The organism is Fervidicella metallireducens AeB, from assembly GCF_000601455.1.
Classification (GTDB): domain Bacteria; phylum Bacillota; class Clostridia; order Clostridiales; family Caloramatoraceae; genus Fervidicella; species Fervidicella metallireducens.
The window spans coordinates 15,013-36,019 of sequence record NZ_AZQP01000024.1 but is presented as its reverse complement, the minus strand read 5'-3'; the positions used below and the strand labels follow the sequence as shown (position 1 = coordinate 36,019).

35 protein-coding genes and 2 other RNA genes are annotated in these 21,007 nt (G+C 35.3%); 35 read left to right on the top strand and 2 right to left on the bottom strand.

Annotation, left to right across the window (positions count from 1 at the left end; genetic code table 11):
* Window positions 1–14: 14 nt before the first annotated feature.
* Window positions 15–260 (top strand): hypothetical protein, encoded by a 246-nt coding sequence (locus tag Q428_RS08480; RefSeq protein ID WP_035380012.1) that lies wholly within the window; start codon window positions 15–17, stop codon window positions 258–260.
* Here the strand turns inward: Q428_RS08480 and Q428_RS08475 are convergent.
* Window positions 210–641 (bottom strand): hypothetical protein, encoded by a 432-nt coding sequence (locus tag Q428_RS08475; protein WP_035380010.1) that lies wholly within the window; start codon window positions 639–641, stop codon window positions 210–212. The two genes, Q428_RS08480 and Q428_RS08475, sit on opposite strands and share 51 nt — an antisense overlap.
* 37 nt (window positions 642–678) lie before the next feature.
* Between Q428_RS08475 and Q428_RS14885 the strand changes: the two genes are divergently transcribed.
* The 4 genes from Q428_RS14885 to Q428_RS08460 all read left to right on the top strand — a co-directional run bounded on the left by Q428_RS14885 (window position 679) and on the right by Q428_RS08460 (window position 1,481).
* Window positions 679–745: hammerhead ribozyme type II (locus Q428_RS14885), an RNA gene on the top strand.
* A gap of 4 nt (window positions 746–749) precedes the next feature.
* Window positions 750–941, top strand: a complete 192-nt coding sequence (locus Q428_RS15410; protein ID WP_035380008.1) for a hypothetical protein — start codon at window positions 750–752, stop codon at window positions 939–941.
* Window positions 942–944: 3 nt separating this feature from the next.
* A complete protein-coding gene (locus Q428_RS08465) occupies window positions 945–1,145 on the top strand; it encodes a hypothetical protein (RefSeq protein ID WP_035380007.1) in 201 nt (66 codons plus the stop codon).
* Window positions 1,146–1,268: 123 nt separating this feature from the next.
* Window positions 1,269–1,481 carry a hypothetical protein gene (locus Q428_RS08460; RefSeq protein WP_035380006.1) on the top strand — a complete coding sequence of 71 codons (213 nt, stop codon included), beginning with the start codon at window positions 1,269–1,271 and terminating at the stop codon, window positions 1,479–1,481.
* On the opposite strand, the gene Q428_RS08455 is transcribed toward Q428_RS08460, so the two are convergent.
* Entirely contained in the window at window positions 1,463–1,849 is a 387-nt protein-coding gene (locus Q428_RS08455) for a hypothetical protein (protein ID WP_035380004.1), read from the bottom strand. The two genes, Q428_RS08460 and Q428_RS08455, sit on opposite strands and share 19 nt — an antisense overlap.
* A 38-nt stretch (window positions 1,850–1,887) precedes the next feature.
* Here Q428_RS08455 and Q428_RS14880 point away from each other — a divergent pair.
* The 30 genes from Q428_RS14880 to Q428_RS08320 all read left to right on the top strand — a co-directional run bounded on the left by Q428_RS14880 (window position 1,888) and on the right by Q428_RS08320 (window position 20,858).
* Window positions 1,888–1,954: hammerhead ribozyme type II (locus Q428_RS14880), an RNA gene on the top strand.
* 25 nt (window positions 1,955–1,979) lie between these two features.
* A complete protein-coding gene (locus tag Q428_RS14530) occupies window positions 1,980–2,798 on the top strand; it encodes a DNA-binding domain-containing protein (protein ID WP_051515064.1) in 819 nt (272 codons plus the stop codon).
* Window positions 2,726–3,967, top strand: coding sequence for a Mu transposase C-terminal domain-containing protein (locus Q428_RS14525; RefSeq protein ID WP_051515063.1), 1,242 nt, complete (start codon window positions 2,726–2,728; stop codon window positions 3,965–3,967). Before Q428_RS14530 ends, Q428_RS14525 begins: the two co-directional genes overlap by 73 nt.
* A 20-nt stretch (window positions 3,968–3,987) precedes the next feature.
* Window positions 3,988–4,908, top strand: a complete 921-nt coding sequence (locus tag Q428_RS08445) for an AAA family ATPase (RefSeq protein WP_035380003.1) — start codon at window positions 3,988–3,990, stop codon at window positions 4,906–4,908.
* Between the two features lie 12 nt (window positions 4,909–4,920).
* The gene (locus Q428_RS08440; RefSeq protein ID WP_035380001.1) at window positions 4,921–5,211 is read left to right on the top strand and encodes a hypothetical protein; all 291 of its coding nucleotides are present in this window, start codon (window positions 4,921–4,923) and stop codon (window positions 5,209–5,211) included.
* Between the two features lie 100 nt (window positions 5,212–5,311).
* Entirely contained in the window at window positions 5,312–5,710 is a 399-nt protein-coding gene (locus Q428_RS08435; protein WP_035380000.1) for a hypothetical protein, read from the top strand.
* A 92-nt stretch (window positions 5,711–5,802) separates the two neighbouring features.
* Complete coding sequence (locus Q428_RS08430; RefSeq protein WP_035379999.1) at window positions 5,803–6,057, top strand: AbrB/MazE/SpoVT family DNA-binding domain-containing protein; 255 nt, start codon at window positions 5,803–5,805, stop codon at window positions 6,055–6,057.
* Entirely contained in the window at window positions 6,047–6,703 is a 657-nt protein-coding gene (locus Q428_RS08425; protein ID WP_035379997.1) for a hypothetical protein, read from the top strand. The genes Q428_RS08430 and Q428_RS08425 overlap by 11 nt, the downstream gene beginning before the upstream one ends.
* A 42-nt stretch (window positions 6,704–6,745) precedes the next feature.
* Window positions 6,746–7,258, top strand: a complete 513-nt coding sequence (locus tag Q428_RS08420; RefSeq protein ID WP_035379995.1) for a phage protein GemA/Gp16 family protein — start codon at window positions 6,746–6,748, stop codon at window positions 7,256–7,258.
* Entirely contained in the window at window positions 7,252–7,554 is a 303-nt protein-coding gene (locus tag Q428_RS08415; RefSeq protein ID WP_035379993.1) for a Mor transcription activator family protein, read from the top strand. Before Q428_RS08420 ends, Q428_RS08415 begins: the two co-directional genes overlap by 7 nt.
* A 122-nt stretch (window positions 7,555–7,676) precedes the next feature.
* Window positions 7,677–8,027 (top strand): hypothetical protein, encoded by a 351-nt coding sequence (locus tag Q428_RS08410; protein WP_035379991.1) that lies wholly within the window; start codon window positions 7,677–7,679, stop codon window positions 8,025–8,027.
* Window positions 8,028–8,030: 3 nt separating this feature from the next.
* The gene (locus Q428_RS08405; RefSeq protein WP_051515062.1) at window positions 8,031–8,360 is read left to right on the top strand and encodes a hypothetical protein; all 330 of its coding nucleotides are present in this window, start codon (window positions 8,031–8,033) and stop codon (window positions 8,358–8,360) included.
* 2 nt (window positions 8,361–8,362) lie between these two features.
* Complete coding sequence (locus tag Q428_RS08400) at window positions 8,363–8,917, top strand: phage protein Gp27 family protein (RefSeq protein ID WP_035379990.1); 555 nt, start codon at window positions 8,363–8,365, stop codon at window positions 8,915–8,917.
* A 3-nt stretch (window positions 8,918–8,920) separates the two neighbouring features.
* On the top strand, window positions 8,921–9,415 hold the full coding sequence (gene loaP, locus Q428_RS08395) for an antiterminator LoaP (RefSeq protein ID WP_051515061.1): 495 nt from the start codon (window positions 8,921–8,923) through the stop codon (window positions 9,413–9,415).
* 229 nt (window positions 9,416–9,644) lie between these two features.
* Window positions 9,645–9,848, top strand: coding sequence for a hypothetical protein (locus tag Q428_RS08390; RefSeq protein ID WP_035379989.1), 204 nt, complete (start codon window positions 9,645–9,647; stop codon window positions 9,846–9,848).
* Window positions 9,849–10,015: 167 nt separating this feature from the next.
* Window positions 10,016–11,770, top strand: a complete 1,755-nt coding sequence (gene terL / locus Q428_RS08385) for a phage terminase large subunit (protein WP_035379986.1) — start codon at window positions 10,016–10,018, stop codon at window positions 11,768–11,770.
* Entirely contained in the window at window positions 11,767–13,143 is a 1,377-nt protein-coding gene (locus Q428_RS08380) for a phage portal protein (protein WP_035379985.1), read from the top strand. The genes terL and Q428_RS08380 overlap by 4 nt, the downstream gene beginning before the upstream one ends.
* A 3-nt stretch (window positions 13,144–13,146) precedes the next feature.
* Window positions 13,147–14,739: a minor capsid protein gene (locus tag Q428_RS14520; RefSeq protein WP_051515060.1), complete on the top strand. Its 1,593-nt coding sequence runs from the start codon at window positions 13,147–13,149 to the stop codon at window positions 14,737–14,739.
* Window positions 14,726–14,905, top strand: coding sequence for a hypothetical protein (locus tag Q428_RS08370; protein ID WP_035379984.1), 180 nt, complete (start codon window positions 14,726–14,728; stop codon window positions 14,903–14,905). The genes Q428_RS14520 and Q428_RS08370 overlap by 14 nt, the downstream gene beginning before the upstream one ends.
* A gap of 103 nt (window positions 14,906–15,008) precedes the next feature.
* Window positions 15,009–15,569, top strand: a complete 561-nt coding sequence (locus tag Q428_RS08365) for a DUF4355 domain-containing protein (RefSeq protein ID WP_035379982.1) — start codon at window positions 15,009–15,011, stop codon at window positions 15,567–15,569.
* Window positions 15,570–15,586: 17 nt separating this feature from the next.
* The gene (locus Q428_RS08360; protein WP_035379981.1) at window positions 15,587–16,543 is read left to right on the top strand and encodes a major capsid protein; all 957 of its coding nucleotides are present in this window, start codon (window positions 15,587–15,589) and stop codon (window positions 16,541–16,543) included.
* Window positions 16,544–16,555: 12 nt separating this feature from the next.
* Window positions 16,556–16,861 carry a Rho termination factor N-terminal domain-containing protein gene (locus tag Q428_RS08355; protein ID WP_035379980.1) on the top strand — a complete coding sequence of 102 codons (306 nt, stop codon included), beginning with the start codon at window positions 16,556–16,558 and terminating at the stop codon, window positions 16,859–16,861.
* A 1-nt stretch (window position 16,862) separates the two neighbouring features.
* Window positions 16,863–17,186 carry a hypothetical protein gene (locus tag Q428_RS08350; protein ID WP_035379978.1) on the top strand — a complete coding sequence of 108 codons (324 nt, stop codon included), beginning with the start codon at window positions 16,863–16,865 and terminating at the stop codon, window positions 17,184–17,186.
* The gene (locus Q428_RS08345; protein ID WP_035379977.1) at window positions 17,183–17,539 is read left to right on the top strand and encodes a hypothetical protein; all 357 of its coding nucleotides are present in this window, start codon (window positions 17,183–17,185) and stop codon (window positions 17,537–17,539) included. The genes Q428_RS08350 and Q428_RS08345 overlap by 4 nt, the downstream gene beginning before the upstream one ends.
* Window positions 17,536–18,048, top strand: a complete 513-nt coding sequence (locus tag Q428_RS08340) for an HK97 gp10 family phage protein (RefSeq protein WP_035379976.1) — start codon at window positions 17,536–17,538, stop codon at window positions 18,046–18,048. Before Q428_RS08345 ends, Q428_RS08340 begins: the two co-directional genes overlap by 4 nt.
* On the top strand, window positions 18,049–18,483 hold the full coding sequence (locus tag Q428_RS08335) for a phage tail terminator family protein (protein ID WP_035379975.1): 435 nt from the start codon (window positions 18,049–18,051) through the stop codon (window positions 18,481–18,483).
* A complete protein-coding gene (locus Q428_RS15405) occupies window positions 18,483–18,638 on the top strand; it encodes a hypothetical protein (RefSeq protein WP_161633610.1) in 156 nt (51 codons plus the stop codon). Before Q428_RS08335 ends, Q428_RS15405 begins: the two co-directional genes overlap by 1 nt.
* A gap of 1 nt (window position 18,639) precedes the next feature.
* Entirely contained in the window at window positions 18,640–19,962 is a 1,323-nt protein-coding gene (locus tag Q428_RS08330) for a phage tail sheath family protein (RefSeq protein WP_035379973.1), read from the top strand.
* A gap of 11 nt (window positions 19,963–19,973) precedes the next feature.
* Window positions 19,974–20,423, top strand: coding sequence for a phage tail tube protein (locus tag Q428_RS08325; protein WP_035379971.1), 450 nt, complete (start codon window positions 19,974–19,976; stop codon window positions 20,421–20,423).
* Window positions 20,424–20,438: 15 nt separating this feature from the next.
* On the top strand, window positions 20,439–20,858 hold the full coding sequence (locus tag Q428_RS08320) for a phage tail assembly chaperone (RefSeq protein ID WP_035379969.1): 420 nt from the start codon (window positions 20,439–20,441) through the stop codon (window positions 20,856–20,858).
* Window positions 20,859–21,007 lie beyond the last annotated feature (149 nt).

The following is a 21,007-nucleotide window of genomic DNA, read 5'->3' as shown; positions in this document are numbered from 1 at the left end:
AGGAGTGAAAATAAATGGCAAGCGTTTATACAGTGGTAAATATTGTTGTGGAGGTATGTTTTGACAAAAACAAAACTAAAGAAGCTGACTATGAAGAGGAAGTTCAAAGTCAGCTAAAGGATGGAATTTCTAAATTTGGTGTACCTAATACGGTTCATATGGCAGAAGATAAAAAGCAGCTCAGAGAAGCTAATGAAAGGTTAAATAAATTAAAGCTCAGGATACGTGAGTTTTGTAGAGGGAATATCAATACCAGATAAAGATAATACATCTTTTAACTGTTCATGATAAGCAATAAAAGCACCTACAGTAAGCTGAGAAATAACTATTAATGGGTCATTCAAAATGGCTTCATTAAAATCTTCAACACTAGATAGATTTTCATATTTAGGGTTGCTTTTTAGAAAGTTTCTCATTCCAAATGAGATAGCATTTAAATTGATTTCTGGTGATGAAGAAACAGTTACTTCAAATTTTGGATTTGAATTCAGCTTTAATATGGCATCTTGAAGCTTTAATAATTCAGTTTTTGAAATAGATGAATTACAAGAAGGACAAGTAAATTTTTTTAATTTTAAAAATTCAGAAGTATCAACTGTAGATGTAGAAGAACATTCTTTACATTGAATTTTAGTAAACATGATAACACCTCCTTCCAAGAAAATTATAACACATTACAACCGAAACAGGGACAAGTTCCCTGTCTGCTGAGGATAACCTCTCAGCACTGATGAGGTAGGTTGAAAGGAGTGAAGAATATAGTACAAATAATGCTCTTATGGAATGAGAATGATCCAGAGGATAAGAAATTGGTAGACAGGCTCATGAAAGGCTTTAATAAGATGGGTAGCTGGAATGTGCAGCTACCACCAAAAGGCTCTATATACAAGCAGCTTATAGTTTATGAGGGAGAAGACCTGAAAGAAAAGAGAGGGGAATAATAAGTGTTCAAGGGTTATTGTTTTAAAAATGTAAACGGAAGATATTTACCTCCAGAAGAGTTTAATAATGCATTGGAAGCTTGGAATTTTGTAATAAACAAGAAGGATAGCTTTCCAGAGCTTAGGGTTGTAGACATAGATGATAACATTGTTATCCATACTGTAAAAGGAAAGGTAGTATTTCCAGATATCAAGGGGGCTTAAGTATGTGGGTAATTGGTCTAGCTGCAGCGGTAGTGGTAATCATTATATATCCTTGCCTAGTAGCAGCTAGTAGAGCAGATGACGAGCTAGAAAAAGAATTTAAGGGATAGAGGAGGCGAGGAGATGGCAAGCGTTGATGTAATAATAACTATACCAGTAAAGGTAAGCTTTGATATGAACAAAACGGAAAAAGCTGACCAAGGAGTACAAGTCCAAAGTCAGCTTAGAAAAGCGATTGAAAAATATGGAGTACCTAAAGAAGTAGTAATTGATAGAGCTAGGGAGAGTATTACTCCATACAACGAGAGAAAAAAGACCTATTTAGACTCTAAGTAAATTAAAGAGTACTTCTTAAATAATTCAACATCATTATCATGGGTATCATAATAAACATCAGATTTTTGATTTGTTAAAAGTTCCATAGATTTTTTAAATACATAATCAAAGGAAAATATTACAAATGGGTCTGATATAAGAATTAAATCTGCAATATAGAAGTTGTCTTTTACAGAAATTGCAAACAAGTCTATAAATACTTTTAGTTGTTCAATGTATGAAAAAGCTAACTCCTCTGCAGAAATATTATTCTTTTTAATGTAGTTATCCCCATGTTTGCAATTAACTTTGTAGTGCATACACGCAAAGTTTTTCATAAAAGTATCGTTAAGCCTTGAAGCAACATCTTTAGATGATAGTGTTGGCATTATTAACACCTCCTTCCAAGAGAATTATAACATATTACAGCCGAAACAGGGACAAGTTCCCTGTCTGCCAGAGATGATCTACTGGCACTGATGAGGCAGATTATATAGCCTAAAGGCAGGTGAGAAAAGAGTGGATTTACTTACGGTAAAAGAAGTCGCTGAACTTAAAGGATGTACAGAAAGGTATATCAGAAAGATTATTAAAGATGGTAAGCTTGAAGCCCAAGAGGACAGCGACCCTAAAAATAATATAAAGCAGTATTTAGTACCAGTTTCAGCATTGCCAGAGGAGCTGCAGAAGAAATACTATGCAAAGATTAAGTCTGATGCAGTACCAATAGTACCAGAGCTGAAAGAACCAAAGAAAACTAAGAAAAAATTAATAGAGAAAAAGGCTTTTGATGCTTTTTCAGCCAGTGAACGTGAGGAAATCACACTTTGGAGTGAAATCCTTAAGGAATGGCAGGAAGTAAGAAATAGATATAAAAGCAAAACAGAGGCTGATCCTTTGTTTGTGGCATCAATGAAGCTTAAATATCCTGATTTGAGCATAAGCGAGGATATCCTATATAGAAAATATGCAGCTTACAAGGAGGGAGATTTAGAAGGACTGCTTGATAAGCGAGGCGGTTGGAATAGAGGTAAAAGTTCAATACCGCAGGAGATTTGGGAAGGGTTTTTATATTACTACCTTGATGATCGAAAGCTTCCAGTAAGCCAATGTTATCAAATAACCCAGGAATGGATGAAAGAGTTTTACCCTGAAATGCTGGCAGATATGGCTTCAGAGAGAACCTTCAGAAGGAAGATAGAAACCATACCAAAGGCAGTTTTAAAACTTATGCGTGAAGGTGAGAAGCTTGCTTTGATGAATGTATGCCATATATTGAAAGGTTATATGATGACCTTGAAGCTAATGATGTATGGATTGCAGATAATCATACTTTAGATATTATATCAAAATATGATGGAAAAGAAACAAAACATAGGCTTCATATTACAGGTTTCCTAGATGCAAAGAGTGGTGTTTTGGTAGGTTGGAATATTACAGATAATCCTTGTTCACAATCAACCATATTTGCAATAAGGCATGGAATTATGAGGTTTGGAGTTCCTAAGATGGTGTACTTTGATAACGGTACTGAGTTCTTAACCTATGATATCGCAGGTAGAGGACACAGGACTAGAAAGAGTACCAGCATTATAGAGAGACCTCCAGCAATACTTCAAAGGCTAGGCATTGAAATGAAAAATGCATTGGTTAGAAATGCGAGAGCTAAGCCTATAGAAAGGTTTTTTCTAACCTTCAAAAACAGTATTTCAAGACTATTTGAAACATTTACTGGCGGGAACATAATGGAAAAGCCTGAGAGCTTGAAGGCTAAGCTTAAAAAGGGAATTGTACCACTTGATAGTGAAATTAGAACCCTTGTGGCAGATCTTATTGATGGGACTTACAATGTTGGTCAATATGGAGGCAGCGAAAAAAAGTTCAAGGGCATGACAAGAATTGAAGTTTGGAATGAAAGCATTCAAAATAGAGTTCTTAGAAAAGTTGTAAATGAAGAAGATTTGAATTTACTTCTTATGCGTACCACAGGTTATCAGAAAATTAAAAAGAAAGGTGTGTATGTTGAAATGTCAGGTGAGAAGATTTGGTATGCAGATGAGAATATATGGCAGCATCTTAATGAGGAGGTTTATGTAAGGTATAACCCAGAAGATATAAGTTCAGTAAGGGTTTATGACAAGGAAGATAGATTTAAATTTACACTGCCAGTTGATAAAGAGCTTATGCTTAACTTTATGGAAACAGACCAAGAAGAAATTAAGACAGCTCAATCAAGGCTTAATAGGACAAAGAAGGCGGTTAAGGATTATGCTAAGGGCTTAACTTCAGGTTTATCAGCTGAACGTAAAATTGATGCATTAGATTTGATGGTTAGAAAGGCTCATGCAGCTAAGGAGGGGGTAATTGTAACAGAACCTAAGACTGTAATGCCAATAACGGTTAATGAAGAATGTGCAGAACCATTACAAAAGGCGGTAGGTGATGACACAGTTGGAGTTGTCATTGATATTAATAGGATTAACAAAAATTCAGCAAGAAAAAAATAATATTTTAGGGGGAAGAAAAAATGTATAACGCAGAACAACAGTGGGCTTTAGACAGGTTCGAGGAACTTGTTGTAAAGGCAGGAAGTCAAAACAAAGCTTGTAGCTTAGTAGGTGTTTCAGCACCAATTATGACAAGTCTTAAGAAGGGAACTTATGCAGGAGACATAGACAAGCAGTTTCAGAAGCTTATAAGTTATTTCAAGGTTAAGGAAGAAGTATCAACTACCTACCAAGAAACAGATTATGTACCGACCTCAATATCTGAAAGTGTATATGAGTATATTAGAAATTGCCAAATTAAAGGCGGTCTTATGGCAATCAGTGGAGATGCAGGGATAGGAAAAACAAGAGCTATAAGAAAGTTTGTAAGGGATAACCCAAATGATGCAATATGGATTACTGCAAACCCTTGTTTAAATACCGTTAAACCAATATTAAAGGTACTTTCAAAGAAGTTGAATGTTATTGCAAGAACCAATGATGATATGTACGAAGGCATCCTTTCAAAGCTGAGAGATGGAATGGTAATTATATTTGATGAGGCTCAGCACCTTTCAATAAAGGTAATTGAAACCTTAAGAGGTTTCTCAGATTATTTTGCAGATAATGGCATGACCCTTGGAATTGTGTTTATAGGAAACAGCACCACAATAAACAAGTTTGGTGGAAAAGAGGATGCAGTCTTTGAACAAATAGACAATAGAACCATACAGAAGCCAATATACAAGACTAGCGATATTTCAAGGGAAGATATAAAGTTGTTATTCCCAACACTAGCTGAAAATAATATGGAAAAGGAAATAGATTTCCTTCTTGGAATAGCTCAGAGCAGACAAGCTATAAGGGGAGCAACAAACCTCTTCAGCAATGCCTACGATAACGAGAATATAACTTACGAAGGTTTGGTGGCAATGGCTAAGCATATGAAGATGAGATTATAGGAGGAAGGAAAGATGGTTAAAGGTTTTAAAATACTGGTTGCTTTTATAGTGGGTATATTTTCAGGAATGTTTTTATTTATGGGAGTCAATGTATTTATGCAGAGAGATGGCTCTTTTGGAGGAGAAATTTTAATACTGCCTCTCTTCATAATGCTTATAGCCATTGGATACTGGATAGCACAGGAAACACAAGTTAATAGATATCAGATGGGGAAGCAGGAAGGCTTGAGGATAGGTAAAGATAAAGGTTACTTGATGGGAGTTAGGGATTTAACTGAAGCTTTAAAGTATATAAAACAATAACAGCATAGGAGCAGCAGCTCCTTTTGCCTTAATGCAGCCATAAGCAGGTCACAAGCCCTGGTAAATGCAGAGTGAGGTAAATAAGGAAGGTGGTTATATCATGAACAAAGAAGAATGGTTACAGGTTGAAAATGCTCTACAAAGTTTATATACGCAAGTAGTGCTGAATGTTGATGGATACAAAATAAATTTACATTTAGAAAGAATGAATACTTTTAAAAATGTTATCTCAGTTTACGTAAATGGAGAGTTCAAAGGTAAGTGGTTATTGGAAGAGTGTGAAGAACGTAGAAGATTTTTTAGAAAAAGGGAAAAATCTCTTATTTCAGCTAAAGATAGAAAAGCTCTAAATAAGTTGCCTAAAAAAGAAAGGAAAGAATTTGAAGAAGACTATGGTGGCAAGTATTCTTGGTATGAACCTTGGTGGACTTCATTTAGTTCATTAAAAAGACATCTTATAAAAGAGAATGAAAGCATTGAACTTATAGAGATTAGATAGTGGTAAGCCAATTACCACATACCTTAATGCAGCCATGGAAGGTCACAAGCCCTTGTAAATGCAGAGTGAGATAAAAGAGAGGAGATGGTATTGTGTTAAAGCACAAGAAATTAACAAGTAAAAATGGAATAACCATACCAAAGGACTTAAGAGAAGATGTTGGTCTTGATGCCGGTATGGCGGTTGATATTGAAAGTAGAAATGGAGAAATAGTAATTAAGAAGCACACTCCAATATGTAAGTTCTGTAAAAGTATACAAGGAGTAAAAAATATTATGGGAATTGAAATATGTCCAGAGTGTGCTGGAAAACTTTTAAAGGCGGTGGAGGAGAAGTATGGTGCTTAAAGAAATTGTTGAAAAAGCGGATAGGCTCGCAGAAATAAAGAAAAGCATAGAAAAGCTTAATGCTGAGAAAAGTGAAATTGAAGGATTTTTCTTAAAGTTAAGTGATGAAGATTTGAGAAATACAAAGTTTAAGTCTGTAACTTATAGGGGGACAGGTTCAAATAAAGTTATTGCTACGATGGCAGAATCTTTAAAGATGGTGTATCCTACATACTTAAAAGCTATATTTGGTGAAGCTTATAAGGATGTAGTAACAGAGGAAATAAAGTACAAGCTATCAGCTCCAGCTACAAGAATGCTTACAGGATTATGGCTCAATAATTATACAAGGCTTACAGTAGCAGAAGTTATTGCTCAGTTACCTGTTGATGATATTACAAAAAAGGCAATTGCTAAAAAGGTTAGAGGAATTAAGTATGATACGGATAAAAAGAACCTTATAGCAATTGCAGGGTTTGATGAAAAGACAGCGGAAGAATATGCTTATTTTATATCAGAGGCAGCTATATGGGAAAACTTTATGAGGCTTATGCAAGCCAATAAAAAGGCTACTGATAAAGATATTGCTGAAGCTTTAGAGCTTATAAATGGTGCAGTAGTAGTTGAAGAAACACCTAAAATAACGATAGAAGTAGGTGAAGAATGATATCTACTAATTTTTAAAAAATAAGGTAGGGGAGGGACTTTGATGTCAAAGGCTATATCAAAAGAGCAGATTAAAAGAATTTATGCACTTGGAAGTGCTATTGGAATATTAAAATCAGGTGATAAGGATGATGAGCTTCACTGTTTGGTATATTCAATAACTAAAAAAGACTCCATCAAATCTTTAACTGAAGCTGAGTTTAGGAAGGTTGAGAAGGCACTTATGGAAAAGATGAAGATATACCGAGACAACAAAGCTCCTAAACCTAAAGAAAAGGTAAAAGATGAAACTGTTGCAGGTATGATGACAAAAGCACAACAAACAAAGGCATGGAAGCTTATATATGAGCTTATAGAACTTGACTCAAGAGGAAGCAGTGCCACAGCAGGAGAAAGAATGGTAGGAGCAATTAAAAAAATACTTAACATTCAAGCAGATGTTAAAAAGCCGTTTGTATGGATTAGCTTTGAACAGGGAAGTTTCCTTATAGAGCAGCTTAAAAGATATGTAGCATCCGCTGAGTGTAAAGTTAAGAAGGTGAGGGATAATTGCTAGATGGTATAGAAATAAACGATTTACCACCTAATCAAAAAGACATTGCAGAACTTATAGGATTTGAAAATTACAAAAAATTAGTATGTAATTTTGGTGGCAATAATGTGTATATACAAAAGGAAGATACTTTAACAAAAAATGTAAGAAACAAAAAAATAGTTGAGATGTTTAATGGCAATAATTACTTGGAATTATCAAAGAAATTTAATCTTACGGAAAGAGCTATAAGAACAATAATTACAGAAGAATTAGCTGTAAAGGAAGGAGAACAGATAACTCTATTTGAAATAGAGTGACAAGTTATTGAAAAAATTTTTTGAAGTGCTTCATTTTTCAATATTTAAATAAAAAGGTATAGTTATCCTATAGAAAACAGGAAAACTATACCTTTTTATTTATATTATGGGGAGAGTGGGTCATGGAGGGATTATTAAAAGAAGGATTATCTCTTATAGTTCCAACTGTAGTGGGGATTATAGGATACTTTTTAAAGCGAACAATAGCTAAAGCAGATGAATGTGAAAAGCAGATTGAATATATAAAAGAAAATTATGCAACACAAGCTTCTGTTGAAAGACTAGAAAAAAATATTAAAGAGGAATCAACGAAGTTTCAAAATGAAATTAGAGAAAAGCTTGATGATGTTTCATCAGACCTTAAAGATGTTCAAATTAATTACATTCATAAAAATGACTTTTTCAAAGAAATGGCTAAAATTGATAACAAGATTGAGAGAATTTTAGACCTGATTATAGAGAGGGGGAAATAACAGGTGGATAATAAGACAGAGATTAAAAGGCGAATTGAAGCTGGAGAGTTTGCTGATAACAACGGTAGGATTATAAGAACCATAAATGTATTAAAAGGTAAATGGATTAAATTAAGCATAGCTCAGAGTGCGTTATCTGAAATAGATGAAGGTGAGTTTGAGCAATCGCTTATTTACTTAGAAAGAGCTGAATACATCAAAGTAAGGAATATTGCTACAAAGAGATGTGTCGAAGTGGATAGTGCTGATTATGATGCCTGCGAAGTAACTCTTACTAAGAAGGGAATTGATTTAGCTTTATACTACATTAATGATCCAGCGGTGAAGGTGTAAGTATGGGTAAAAACAAAAGAAACCGCAAGCATTCAAAAATTGATAAACTACCCACTAATCTTAAAGATACAGTTGAACAAATGATGCAGACCAATTTTACCTATGCTGAAATAGCTGATTATATTAAAAGCCATGGCTTTGATATTTCAGTAACTTCAGTATGGAGGCACGCCACAAATTTAAATGCAACAGTAGAAACATTAAGAATGGCTCAAGAAAACTTTAGAGTCATAATGGAAGAAATAAGCAGATATCCACAGCTGGATACTACAGAGGGTATTATAAGGCTTTTATCTCACCATGTAATTGAAGCAATACAAAACACAAAGGAAGAGCAATGGAAGGACATAGACCCTCTAAAACTTATTAGAGAGGCAAGCAGCTTAGTAAGAGCAGCTTCATATAAAAGTCATACAGATATTAAGAATAAGGAAATCTTTGATACAGGTCTTGAGTCAGTTAAGGTTCTTGTATTTGAATCTATGGCAAAGGAACGTCCAGAACTTTATCGTGAGGTTAGTAAGTTCCTAGATTCCAAGCGTACGGAAGGAGTGTAATAGGTGAAATTATATGTATTACACGTCCAAAGTATGAAGGAAGAGGATGTATTAAAATGCTTGTTAAATAGAGGTTTTAGAGCATATGTACCAAAGGAAATAAGACTTGAAAGGCGAGGCGGTACATGGCATCAAGTAGAGAGAATTATAATTACTGGTTATGTTTTTATTGAGGTAGAGCTTACAGCAGAAAATTATTACTCAGTAAAAGCCATACCAGGTATTATTAGATTTTTAGGTGCAGAAGAACCTGAAGCTTTAAAGGAAAATGAAGAAACATACATCAGATGGCTTTCAAATGATGGAAAGGCACTTTTACCTTCTGATATTCAGATACAGGAAGATAATAAGGTTGTAGTAATATCAGGAGCATTAAAAGGTCATGAAGGAAGAATTATTTCAGTAGATAAAAGACAGAAAAGGGCTACTATTGGTTTTGAACTTATGGGGCAGTGGAAAGAAATAGTCCTTTCAGTAAATGTAATAAAAAAGCTATAAACTGTTATGTTAAGCCATTGGCTTTAACATATATTTAATACATTTTTAGTTCCCCCTCAAAGTGTATCGGAAGAGATGGGGTTGATACGTCCCCCATCTTAACTGATATGCCACATAAAGAATAAACCAATCGGATAGTTTTTAATTATCTGAGTGGCGTAGCATGCCCTTTTGAGGGTGTTTTTTATTGGGGATATTTTTGCAGAAGATTGGGAGGAATAAAAAAATCATGGATAAAGAAATAAAGGTAGGTGTGATGGTAAGCTATAAACATACACCGTCTATGCAGATAAGAAAAGGTAAAGTAATTGCATTAGCCAAAATAATCGACTGTAAAACTAAAATGTTTGTTGGTAAAACAATTGCCTATGTTGAATATGACAGAGGCAGTATTCCAGATGAAATATTTATCGAAGATGTGACATTAATATAGTTAATCAAAAGATATATCTACATTATATTTTTATATGTGTTTAAATTCGTTTTAAAGGCATTAAAGAACGTTTAAAATATCAAAGTAATATGTTTGTATATCTTAGCTTTAAAATCAAAATAAGGCGATTTTAGAGCGTTTTATTTTTAGGGGTGGAGGTGAGGAAATTGAACAAAATAAAAAAGCAAAGTATAGCAATGTTAAATGAGGCTTTAAATGCAGCCAAGGAAAAAGCTGAAGAAGTTTCTAATACTGACTTGGATGAGCTTAGATACCTTACAGAAAAGCATTTAACTATAGACAATAATCCCTATAGAGTTAAGCTCCTGAATGAATACAGAAAAGGAGCAAAGCTTACAGGTGCAGATGGAATAAGAAGAAAACTTGGAGCTTTTGACTTAGCTTATTTTGGCAGAGCTTATCTTTCACATTATTTTAATAAGCCTTCACCAGAGTTCCATAAAGAGCTTGATAAGATATGGGAGGAAGGTGTACTAAAGGGAATAATACCTGATAGTGCTAAAAACGCAAAGATCATAAACAGAAAACAGGGGTGTAAAAGGGCTGTAGCTGCACCCCGTGGACACGCAAAGTCCACTAATCTTACATTCAAAGATAACCTTCATGCTGTACTGTATGAGTACAAACACTATATTGTTATTATCTCAGATACCTTTGACCAGGCAGCGGGTTTTCTTCAGGCTATAAAAGAAGAGCTTGAGGAGAATGAGGCTATCATTGAGGATTTTGGAAGCCTGGTAGGAAGACTATGGCGTGAAGATGTTATACTTACTAAAACAAAGATAAAAGTACAAGCTAAAGGTTCAGGGCAAAAGATGAGAGGTCTTAAGCACAAGCAGTGGAGACCTGATTTAATTGTCCTTGATGATATAGAAAATGATGAGCTTGTTAGAACGGTGGAGCAACGTCAGAAACTTGAAAACTGGTATTATAAAGCAGTTTCAAAGTGTGGAGATGGCTACACTGATTTTGTTTATATCGGAACAATGCTGCACTATGATGGACTTCTAGCAAAAGTAATGAAAAACCCTGATTATAAGAGCATTAAATATAAGGCAGTATTAAGCTTTTCATCCTCTCCATTATGGCAAAGGTGGGAGGAAATATTTACAGACCTTGATAATGAGCAGAGGGATGTGGATGCATTAAAATTTTTTAATGACCATAAAGAGGAAATGCTGCAAGGTACTCAGGTTTTATGGGAAGACAAGCTTTCTTACTATGATCTTATGAAAATGAGAGTTTCTGAAGGAGAAGCCTCATTCAACTCTGAAGAGCAGAATGAACCAATAAATCCTGATGACTGTTTATTTAATGAGGAATGGTTTGATTATTTTAATCCTCATGAGATGGACTTTTCAGCAAAGAATTTTAAGTTTTATGGATTTGTTGACCCATCACTTGGAAAGTCCAAGAACTCGGACTTTTCAGCTATTATTACAATGGCTCTGGATACGGATACTGGTTATATGTATGTAGTTGATGCAGATGTTGAGAGAAGGCATCCTGATACTATAATCAATGACATTATTCAAAAGGCTATATGGCTCAGCAAAACCTTTGAGAAAAACTATTATAAGTTTGGTGCTGAAACTAACCAGTTTCAGTGGTTTTTAAAAGAGCAGCTGGCAAAGGAAAGTGCTAGAAGGAGAGTGTATTTACCCATTGAGGAAGTAAGACAAACCTCTGATAAGGTTATGAGAATTCAAACATTACAGCCTGACATAAAAAATAAATATATCAAATTTAATAAGCAGCATAAGAGGCTTTTAGAACAATTAAAATATTTCCCTATGGCAGATCATGATGACGCACCAGATGCGTTGGAAGGCTGTAGGTCACTTGCAGCTTCACCTAAGAAACGTATGATTATTAAAAAACGCAGGGGGCTTGGAATATGAGGTTAGAAGATATTAAACCAATTACGATAGAACTTCCAGACGATACACCAGTAAATTCTCTACTCATAGAATATTGTATTAATGCCTATGAAAAGGAGTTTAAAAGGTTTGAGACCTTAAGCAGATATTACTTAAGCGGTAACGATATTAGAAACAGGGTGCTTGCAGATGACAGTTTACCCAATAATAAGCTGGTACATTCCTTTGCTAAGTACATTTCAAATATTGCTACAGCTTATTTTATGGGACGTGGTGTAAAATATGAAACCGAGGATAAGGAGTACAAGGATACTATTGACGAAATACTCTCCGATAACTATAGTGACTCAAGAAACTTTGAGGAAGCTAAAGAGATGAGTATCAATGGTGTTTCCTATGAACTTTTATATATCAATGAAGAAGGAAAGTTCAAAACTCAATACTTTAAGGCAGATGAAATAATCCCTATCTATGCAAGCAGTATAGGTAAATTTTTAATTATGGCTATAAGGTTATACAGTGAAAACCGTATAGATGGTACTGTTAATAAATATGCCGAAGTTTACACAAATAAAGAAATTATTACCTTCAGGCTTGCTAAAAAAGGCAGCAATGAAGTGTGGGAAGAGATAGCAAGAAGATCTCACCTGATGAGTGATGTTCCAATAATTATCCGCAGAAACAATGAAGAAAGAAAAGGTGACTTTGAAGATGTTAAGAGCCTTATTGATGCCTATGATCGTGCTCAGTCTGATACAATGAATGACTTGGATTATTTTACTGATGCATACCTTACTGTTTTTGGTGTAGATGATATTGTAGAAGAGGAAGAGTCTAATGATGGTACTGTGAGGCAAAAGCAGACTAAAGGCATGAAGCAGAGAAGGACATTATATTTTCCTGAAGGCGGAGATGCCAAGTTTTTAATTAAGGACATTAATGATACAGCCACCGAAAACTTTAAAAATAGAATATACAAGGACATATTCTTTTTGTCCCAAGTTCCAAACCTTACTGATGAAACCTTTAGTGGTAATCTTTCAGGGGTTGCCATAAAGTACAAACTCTTTGGTATTGAGGAACTGTCAGCTGAGAAGGAGAAATACTGGAAATCAGCTGAACGCAAGAAGCTTAAGCTAATGACAGAGTACATCAATACTTTAAAGGGGACAAAGTATGATTGGAAAAGTGTTAAGGTAACATTTGACAGGTCACAAATTGCTAACTTATTTGAGATTTCTCAAATGATGAATAATCTAAGGGACATACTATCTCAAAAGACCATAATTGAGCTATTTCCAGAGGTTGAAGATGCCCAGGAAGAATTGGACAGGTTCAATGAGGAAAGAGCTAAATCAGAAAATAACGGTACACCGCCAGAGGTGGTGTATTAATGAATGGCTAAGAGCAATAGTGAGTATTGGTTGGACAGGGGTGTCCAAAACATTAAAAAGGCTGATAGATATGCATTAAGACAGGCTGACTTAATAACTAGGTGGTTTAAGAGGGCTACCAAGAAGATGACTGATAAAATAAATGAGTTTTATCAAAAGTATGCTGAAGATAATGTTATAACCATTAAAGAGGCAAAGGCAGCTCTTAACGATCCAAAGCTATTAGATAGAACCATAGAAGACTATTATGCCCTTGTAGAAAAGTATATGGACGATCCTGAAACTAAAGCCTTGCTTGATAAATTAAACTATGCAAGAAGTATAAGCAGAGAAGAATTTTTAAAGCTACAGCTGAATACTATTTTATCAGAGCTTTATTTTAAGTATGATGAAATAACAACAGATACTTTAACAAAGGCTTTTGAAGAAACATACTACAAAGAAATATTTGATTATCAGCAGTTTACAGGTGTTGGTTCAAGTTTTCAAAGAATAAGCACTCATCAAATACTTGCAGCAGTCAGTACCAATTGGAGCGGAAAAAATTACTCCGAGAGGATATGGGATAATCAAAGAGCTTCACTTGCTAGGCGAGTTAATAGAATTATTACCACTGGAATGATTACAGGTCGTTCAGCTAAAGAAATGAGACAAGACCTTGAAAAGGAAATGAATACAAGTACCTATAATGCTAGAAGGCTTATCCGTACAGAGTGCAACTATGTTACTGGACAAGCAAGACTTAGGGCATATAATGAGAATGGGACAAAGCAGTATCAATTTTTGGCAGTGCTTGACCTTAGAACCTCTGAAATATGCAGGAGCCTTGATTTAAAAGTATTTGATGTGGACAAAGCTAAGGTTGGAGTAAACATGAACCCTATGCATCCACATTGCCGTTCCACCACAGTTCCTTATATTCCTGATGAGGAATTTGACGAAGATGAAACAAGAGTTGCAAGGGGACATGATGGAGAGGTTTATAAAGTACCTGCTAATATGAAATATGAGGACTGGTATAAGAAGTATGTCAAGGGTAATCCAGAAGCAGAACTTCAGGAAACAATGCTTAAGCATATTTATGGAGATAATGCTCAATTTAAGAAGTACAAGGACTTGTTAGGAAAAGAAATGCCTAAGTCTCTTGAAGATTTCCAAAAATTGAAATATACTGATAGTGATGGATGGAAAGACTTAAAGGAGTTTGCGAAGTATAAAAGAAAATATCCTGAAAGCGACAGGGCATATTATGATATAAACAAGGAAATTCAAGTATTAAGAGAAAAGGGACTTGTTGATAAAAGAATAGGAATTGCAATAAAGCCTAAGCCAGTTAAAATAGAGGGATATGATAAACACGCACTTGATAGAATGATTGAGCGTAATTTTGGTACTGAAGATTCAGCGGATTATATAAAAAATTCTATTGTAGCCTTCTCTCAATTTAAGGGAACCAGGACTACATTTTATTCAAATAAGGGCGTTGCAACTATATTAAATTCCAATAAAAATATGATTACTGGATGGAGCAAAGCTGATTTTGATGAAGGATCAGATTTAATCATGGAGGTGGTAAATAAATATGTCAGAAAATAATTTAATTAAGTGCAAGCTATTAAAAAAGGAAATAGCTGCAGGTTTATGCCAAGATATTTTTAGTGTTTCCTGTAAGCTCATAAAGAGGGAAGCAGTAAAAGAAATAGATGGGTACACTCAGGAACAAATAGAAAAAGCTTGTGAAAGCTGTCCATATACAGATTAGATTAAAGCTCCATTTAGGGGCTTTTTATATTGCATTAAAATTTGTTTAAAACACCTTTAAAAGGGTGTTTTTTATATTACCAAAATTTAAGGAGGATACGAAGATGGATGGTAAAGAAACAACTGTAACTACAGGAACTGAAACGAAAACTGATACAACTCAAAAACCAGAGGTAGAAACAAAGCCTGCTGAAACAACTACAGAAACAACAAAGACTTTTACTGTAGCTGATATTGAGAAAATGAAAAAGGAATGGGCAAAGGAAGCTAAGAAGCAGGCTGATGAAGCAGCTAAGAAAGCTGAAGAACTTGCAAAGCTTTCAGAGGATGAGAAAAAGCAAAAGCTTTTAGAAGAGGCTAATGCAAGAGCAGCTGAACTGGAACAGAAAATCAAACAGCAGGAGCTTGCGAATTTCACCAGAACAAAGCTTGCTGAGCTTGAAGTGCCTGAAGCTGCTTCAAAGTTTATAACAGGTGAAGATGAAGAGGCTATTACTAAAAACGCAAAGGAATTTAAGGAATTGCTTTCAAAGCTAGTTCAGGAAGGCGTTGATAAGAGATTTAAGGATAATGGTTACACTCCACAAGGTGGAAACGGAAACCAAACAGTACAAACTGGAACTTTTGAGGATGCTGTGGCATCTGCATTAGGATTATTTAAATAATAGGAGGATGATGGTATATGCCAGTTACATTAGCACAAGCACAAAAACTAACACAGAATAAGCTCACAGCTCAAATCATTAATGAGTTTAGAAAAGATGGACTTTTTGAAATGATGATCTTTGATGATTGTGTAGCATTAAATGGTGGCTCAACTTTATCTTATGTTTATAACAGGTTAAAGACATTGCCAACAGCTGATTTTAGAGCAATTAATAGTGAGTATGTTGCACAAGAGTCAGATACTGAACAGTTTACAGTAAACCTTAAGGTATTTGGTGGGTCTTTCAAGATTGACAGAGTTATTCAGAATGATGTTAAAGGGATTACTAACCAAGTGTCCTTTCAATTACAACAGAAAATAGAAGCAACAAAGGCTCTATTTGCAGATGCCTTTATAAATGGTGATAGTGGTACAAATGCCAATGCTTTTGATGGAATTGACAAGGCAGTAACAGGAAGCTCTACAGAGAAGAATACAGTTAATCCGATAGATCTTTCTAGTTCTGCCAATATAACTGCAAATGCAAATGCCTTCATGGACGCACTTGATGATATGCTTGCAGATATGAACGGAACACCAGATGCTCTTTTTATGAATAGAAAGCTACTTGCCATTATGAATGGTATTGCAAGAAGAAGCGGATACTTTTCAACCAGTGATGTAGATGCATTTGGAAGACCAGTTACAAAATATGCAGGTATTCCTTTACTTGCTTTAGGGGATAAGCCTGGTACTTCTAATCCTATAATAGGAATAGACCCTACAGACAAGACCACAAGCATTTATGGGGTTAGATTTGCACTTGATAATGTTCATGCGGTTACACCACAGGGAAGTGATGTAATAAAAACATATCTCCCAGACTTTAATCAACCAGGAGCAGTTAAAACTGGAGAAGTTGAAATGGTAGCAGCCATTGCAGTTAAAGCTACAAGAGGTATTGCTGCACTTAGAAAAATAAAAGTAGGATAGGAGCTGATTTAGATGGCGGTTATTAAAGCACCTAACAGTAAATATAACGGCATAAGTGCAGGGGTGCAGTTCAGAGAAGGAACTGCACAAACTGACAATGAAAGGGCTATAGAGTGGTTCAGAGAAAAGGGTTATGAGGTTATAGAAGAGCAGCCTTCTCCTGATGAGCCGCTTACAGAGGCTGAGTTAAAGAAAAAGTCAGTAGAGAAGCTTAAGGAAATTTGCGAAGAAAAGGGAATTGTTATTCCTGAAGGTGCAAAGAAGGATGAAGTAATTGCACTAATATTAAAGGGCATTAATCAAGAAACTGGTGAGTAATATGGATGTACTAAGAAACAGGGTAATTGAAAAAGTTAGTACAAAACTCCCTGAACTGTCTGCAAATGATATAGGTGATCTTGTATCAAGAGCAGAGGAATATTTTACTTCCAAAACAAAGCGAAGGGAAGTGCCTGAGAAAGCCTTTTGGCTTTGGGTTGACTTATCCTTAGCAATTCATAAGAGCTCATTAAATGAAGGTGAAGCAGTGGTATCCTCAATAAAAAGAGGGGATACCACTATTTCCTATGAAGCATCCGCTAAAACAGGATTAAGTTATTTTGATGAACAAATAAAAAGGTTTATGGTGGTGGTTTCAAGATGAATGAAAGACAGGCTATTGAAAGCACTTATTTTGATAAATGTAAAATCTTCAGGAAAGATAATAGTTTTAAAGACCCAAAGACCAAACAGACCAAGCAGTCTGAGATTGTCATAGCTGAAGATGTTAAATGTGCTTTGTCACGAAACAGTGGCAGAGAAACAAGCTTCGGCTCATCTCATGGAGAAGTTAAGGGCAGTTATACTTTGTTTTGTGCTCCTGAGATAGATATCATACCAGGGGACAAGATAGAAGTTATTACTTCTGTAGGACAATCCTTTACACTTTGGGCAGGTAAGCCTTTTAAATATATTTCTCATGCAGAAATACCAATGTCTGAGGATGAGAGAACATGATAAAGATTGATACCAAGGGTTTAAAACAGCTTAAAAATAATCTTGAGGAAGCCAAAGCCTATGCAGAGGAACTTGCTAAGGAAGAAGTCAATAGAATTACAGACAGGCACCTTGCAAGGGTAGTAAAAAATACTCCTGCAGGGGATAGCCCTGACTCTCCTACATTGAAAAATACATGGGATAGGAGTGGAGTAATAACTACTGCAGATGGAGTATCAGCGGAGGTCTTTAATCCTACAGATTATGCAAGCTACTTTGAATTTGGACACAGACAAAAGCCAGGCAGATTTGTATTTATAGAATTGACTCCTGGTGCAGAGAAGTATGGACAAAGAGCAAGAGAAATAACAAAGGGCAAACACGCTGGTAAATGGGGAATATTTATAAAGCTTAAAAGTCCTTTTGTTAAGGGAAGGTTTGTACTTACAGACAGTGAAGCAAAAGCTAATAAGGAGCTTGAAGCAGCAGCTAAGAGAATTTCAAAGAAGATACAGGAGGCTTTAAAGTAAATGGATATATTAAATTCAATTCTTGCAGGGGTTTCTAATGGTTTATACAAGCTTTATCCTGAGCTTGATATATTTTCAGAGTTTGTACCTGAAGAGCTTCCTGATCGTTGCTTTTTAATTGGGTTTGCAGGAGAGCCGATAATAAACAAGCATTTAGGAGAAAGGTACAAAATCACAGGTAAAATTGATATTGCTTATTTTGTGCCTAAAAAGGCTAAGGAGCTAAATGAAGAGTTTAATAAGGTATTTTGCAACCTAGCTTTTGAACTGCAGAATGTTGAGTATGAAGGCATAAGGATAAGGCTATTTAGTCATGAAAGACAAGTAGTTGATGAGGTGCTTCACGATATATGCAGCTTTGAAAGCTTTGTAGTTAAGGTTGATAATTCACCTATGATTAACAATATTTCAGTTAATAAGGAGGGCGTTGAATAATGGATGAGCCTAAATTCAAAGGGAAAGAATTAATTCGTGCTTCAAAGGGTACGGATAAGGACATACTTACAGTTTTATTAGAACCTGACAAGCTTTATACAGAGAAGGAAGTACAAAAGCTTGTAAAGGACTTTACAAAGATGGAGGTGAAGTAGTATGGCTGGTGGAAATTGGACAGCACAAAACAAAATACTGCCTGGAGTTTATACAAACTTTAAAGGAAAAGGAGCAAAGCCATCTTCAGGAGGCACAAGAGGAATTGTTGGACTACCAATAACTCTTCCATGGCTGCCTGCAGGTGAACTTATAGAAGTATACCCAGAGGATGCAGCTTCATATATAGCTGATTATGGTGATTATGCACTAACACTACAGGAAACAATGAAGAATGCTTCAAAAGTGCTTTTGTACAGGCTTAATAGTGGTACAAAGGCAACTGCTCAGCTTGGTAATTTAAAATGTACTGCAAAATATACTGGAACCTTTGGTAATAGATTAAAGGTTTCTATTGAAAATGTACTAGGAGAAACAGGCAAGTTTTATGTGGTTACATGGCTTGATACTGAAGAACTAGAAAGACAAAAGGTAAGCAATTCGAGTGAACTTAAGGGCAATGATTGGATTGACTTTACAAGTTCAGGAGATGGATCATTGGTTATCAATGCGGGTGTAGCACTCATTAATGGAGCTGATGGTATTGTTACAAACAGCAACTATGTAAGCTTTTTAAGTGCTATGGAAACCCAAGAATTTAATGCAGTTGCTTGTACTACAGATGCCGTTGATATTAAGAATTTATTTATAGCTTTTGCTAACAGGTTAAGAAATGATGAAGGCAGATATATACAAGTTGTTGTGCCTGATACCTCGGCAGGTGACTTTGAAGGAGTAATATCTGTAAAGAATGGAGTTTATCTAGAAGGTGGAGTTCATGTAGACAAGGTCAAAGCTACTGCATATATAGCAGGAGCTACAGCTGCAACACCGCTTACTGAAAGCTTAACAAATGCACCATATAAAGGTGCTGTTGATGTTGATGAGAGATATACACTATCGCAACAGGAGCAATTAGCAAAGACTGGTCAAATGGTATTTATACCTACATCAGTAGGAAGTAATAAAGTAGTAATTCAGAAGGACATAAATTCTCTTGTTACCTTTACTGATAAGAAACCTTACTCTTTCAGTAAAAACAAGATTATAAGAATTTTGGACAGCATTGGAACTGAAATCTTCACAAGAGGTACATTGAGCTTTATAGGTAAAACTCAAAATAACAAGGAAGGTAGAGATTTATTCAAAGCTGAGATATTGACATATTTTAGAACCTTACAGGCTCAAGGGGTAATAAGAGATGTTGTTCCAGAAGATATAACCGTAAATCAAGGAACATTAATTGACTCAATAGTGGTTGATTATGTGGTTCGTCCAGTAGATACAATGGACGTAATCTATAACACTATTGTAGTTGAAGGATAGGAGGGATTTAAATGGCTGAATTTTATGGTTCAGACTCAATATCCAGTAAAACTGGTAAAGCATTTATTACAATGAATGGACAAAACCATGAGTTATTTTATGCAAAGAAAATAGAGGCTACTCTTACCAAGAATAAAGAGGAAGTAAGAACTTTAGGAAGCCGAATGGTTGGACATAAAACTACTTCTATACAAGGAGAAGGAACTCTTACCATTGCTGAAATTACAAGTATGTTTAAAGAGACATTCCTGAAATATATAAATGAGGGCATTGATGTTTATTTTAATCTTCAGGTAACTAATGAAGATCCATCTACAACTTATGGAAGAGAAACAAAGGTCTTGACTCATTGTAATTTTGATGAAATCTTAATTGCAAGCCTTGATAGTGATGATGGAATATTAGAGCAGGAACTACCATTCACCTTTGAGGGTGTAGAAATACTTGAAAAATTTAAATAATAGGAGGAATAACAAATGTCATTAAGTGCATTTTTAAAGCAAAATTCAGTTACACCAGAAAATAAGAAGGTTGCTATAAGTAAGAGGTTCGTTGAGAACGGAAAGCCTATAGAGTGGGAAATAAAGGCTGTTTCAGAAGATATCAACAGCAAAATAAGAAATTCATGTACTACTACTTCTACCTTTAAGGGTAGACAAACCACTAATTTCAACAGAAATCTTTATCTGCAGAGGCTATGTGCTGCAGCTGTAGTTTATCCTGATTTAAAGGATGCAGAGCTTCAGAAAAGTTATGGGGTTGTAGGAGATGCAGAGCTTTTAGCAGAAATGCTCCTACCAGGAGAGTTTGGTTATCTGCTTGAAGTTGTCCAAGAGATGAACGGATATGATGCAGACCGTTTTGAGGAGTACAAGGAAGAAGCAAAAAACTCCTAAAGGAAGGTGATGCCGAAACCGTCTATGGATTTTATATCTTTGACGATAAGGGTCGCTTTCCTCATGAATGGATTGATCTACCGCTGAAAGAAAAAGCGGTTATTTTTGCCTATATTGATGAAAAGATAAGGCAGGAAAAGATACAACAG

Coding starts and splice junctions, on each gene's coding strand:
- Q428_RS08455 (WP_035380004.1), bottom strand. CDS start 1,849: ATGCCAACACTATCATCTAAAGATGTTGCTTCAAGGCTTAACGATACT.
- Q428_RS15405 (WP_161633610.1), top strand. CDS start 18,483: ATGGATGAGCCTAAATTCAAAGGGAAAGAATTAATTCGTGCTTCAAAG.
- Q428_RS14520 (WP_051515060.1), top strand. CDS start 13,147: ATGGCTAAGAGCAATAGTGAGTATTGGTTGGACAGGGGTGTCCAAAAC.
- Q428_RS08350 (WP_035379978.1), top strand. CDS start 16,863: ATGGATGTACTAAGAAACAGGGTAATTGAAAAAGTTAGTACAAAACTC.
- Q428_RS08355 (WP_035379980.1), top strand. CDS start 16,556: ATGGCGGTTATTAAAGCACCTAACAGTAAATATAACGGCATAAGTGCA.
- Q428_RS08440 (WP_035380001.1), top strand. CDS start 4,921: ATGGTTAAAGGTTTTAAAATACTGGTTGCTTTTATAGTGGGTATATTT.
- Q428_RS08335 (WP_035379975.1), top strand. CDS start 18,049: ATGGATATATTAAATTCAATTCTTGCAGGGGTTTCTAATGGTTTATAC.
- Q428_RS08345 (WP_035379977.1), top strand. CDS start 17,183: ATGAATGAAAGACAGGCTATTGAAAGCACTTATTTTGATAAATGTAAA.
- Q428_RS08410 (WP_035379991.1), top strand. CDS start 7,677: ATGGAGGGATTATTAAAAGAAGGATTATCTCTTATAGTTCCAACTGTA.
- Q428_RS08435 (WP_035380000.1), top strand. CDS start 5,312: ATGAACAAAGAAGAATGGTTACAGGTTGAAAATGCTCTACAAAGTTTA.
- Q428_RS08360 (WP_035379981.1), top strand. CDS start 15,587: ATGCCAGTTACATTAGCACAAGCACAAAAACTAACACAGAATAAGCTC.
- Q428_RS08460 (WP_035380006.1), top strand. CDS start 1,269: ATGGCAAGCGTTGATGTAATAATAACTATACCAGTAAAGGTAAGCTTT.
- Q428_RS08365 (WP_035379982.1), top strand. CDS start 15,009: ATGGATGGTAAAGAAACAACTGTAACTACAGGAACTGAAACGAAAACT.
- Q428_RS08400 (WP_035379990.1), top strand. CDS start 8,363: ATGGGTAAAAACAAAAGAAACCGCAAGCATTCAAAAATTGATAAACTA.
- Q428_RS08330 (WP_035379973.1), top strand. CDS start 18,640: ATGGCTGGTGGAAATTGGACAGCACAAAACAAAATACTGCCTGGAGTT.
- Q428_RS08445 (WP_035380003.1), top strand. CDS start 3,988: ATGTATAACGCAGAACAACAGTGGGCTTTAGACAGGTTCGAGGAACTT.
- Q428_RS08420 (WP_035379995.1), top strand. CDS start 6,746: ATGTCAAAGGCTATATCAAAAGAGCAGATTAAAAGAATTTATGCACTT.
- Q428_RS14525 (WP_051515063.1), top strand. CDS start 2,726: ATGCCATATATTGAAAGGTTATATGATGACCTTGAAGCTAATGATGTA.
- Q428_RS08425 (WP_035379997.1), top strand. CDS start 6,047: ATGGTGCTTAAAGAAATTGTTGAAAAAGCGGATAGGCTCGCAGAAATA.
- Q428_RS08380 (WP_035379985.1), top strand. CDS start 11,767: ATGAGGTTAGAAGATATTAAACCAATTACGATAGAACTTCCAGACGAT.
- Q428_RS08390 (WP_035379989.1), top strand. CDS start 9,645: ATGGATAAAGAAATAAAGGTAGGTGTGATGGTAAGCTATAAACATACA.
- Q428_RS08475 (WP_035380010.1), bottom strand. CDS start 641: ATGTTTACTAAAATTCAATGTAAAGAATGTTCTTCTACATCTACAGTT.
- Q428_RS08480 (WP_035380012.1), top strand. CDS start 15: ATGGCAAGCGTTTATACAGTGGTAAATATTGTTGTGGAGGTATGTTTT.
- Q428_RS08370 (WP_035379984.1), top strand. CDS start 14,726: ATGTCAGAAAATAATTTAATTAAGTGCAAGCTATTAAAAAAGGAAATA.
- Q428_RS08340 (WP_035379976.1), top strand. CDS start 17,536: ATGATAAAGATTGATACCAAGGGTTTAAAACAGCTTAAAAATAATCTT.
- Q428_RS08320 (WP_035379969.1), top strand. CDS start 20,439: ATGTCATTAAGTGCATTTTTAAAGCAAAATTCAGTTACACCAGAAAAT.
- Q428_RS08325 (WP_035379971.1), top strand. CDS start 19,974: ATGGCTGAATTTTATGGTTCAGACTCAATATCCAGTAAAACTGGTAAA.